The organism is Mameliella sp. CS4 (assembly GCF_019392335.1).
GTDB lineage: Bacteria > Pseudomonadota > Alphaproteobacteria > Rhodobacterales > Rhodobacteraceae > Antarctobacter.
The window spans coordinates 1-617 of sequence record NZ_JAHXRQ010000088.1 but is presented as its reverse complement, the minus strand read 5'-3'; the positions used below and the strand labels follow the sequence as shown (position 1 = coordinate 617).

2 protein-coding genes are annotated in these 617 nt (G+C 67.1%); both read right to left on the bottom strand.

What is annotated here, in order from left to right; all coding sequences use genetic code 11:
• On the bottom strand, positions 1-232 hold a 232-nt coding region (locus tag KZZ07_RS26650), incomplete at its 3' end, for a DUF6880 family protein (RefSeq protein WP_219519938.1).
• 186 nt (positions 233-418) lie between these two features.
• Positions 419-617, bottom strand: a 199-nt coding sequence (locus tag KZZ07_RS26645) for a DUF6880 family protein (protein ID WP_370631276.1), incomplete at its 5' end; no start/stop codon positions are given.

The window sequence follows — 617 nt, the reverse complement described above, 5'->3', positions numbered from 1 at the left end:
CCTCCAGGATGCGCGCCTCCAGGCTGACCCGTGGCGGGGACATATCCCCCTCACCCTCAACAAAAGAGAGCCGCCCCGGCTGACGTACCCAATCCAGCGCTTCGGTATTGCGCCCGGCCTCCAGAAGTTGTGCCGCGATCCCCAGGGTGTCCTGCAAGTGCGGGCGCTTTTCCGATTCCAGCGCGATGACCAGATCGAGATCCCCGCGCGCCGCGGCGATGGTCTGGCGCATCTCGGCCCATTACGAGGTCATGGAAAAACCAGCCCTCGGGCGCTCGCTTCGCTTCCTCGGCCTTCCGCCCGGCGATGGCGTCTTTCAGATCGGCTTCCCAGCGCGCCAGGCTGTCTTGCGGCAGATGCGGCGCCACGGCGGTGGTGACATCGGCCAGGTAGCCTTGCGTGCTTTCGCCGAGGGCACTCATGATCTTCTCGGCAGTTGATCCGCCTCCGCGGGTGTCAGTCGCGGCACCAGGTCGCCTATCGCCGCGATCGCCTGGTCATAGACGTCCTGAACACGGCCCGAGGACTCATCGACCCGTTCGAACACCTGTTCATGGGTGGCGATGAAACGCAGCAGCCGGTCCACGGCGAGCCCCGGCGCGGCGGCGCGGCGGCGC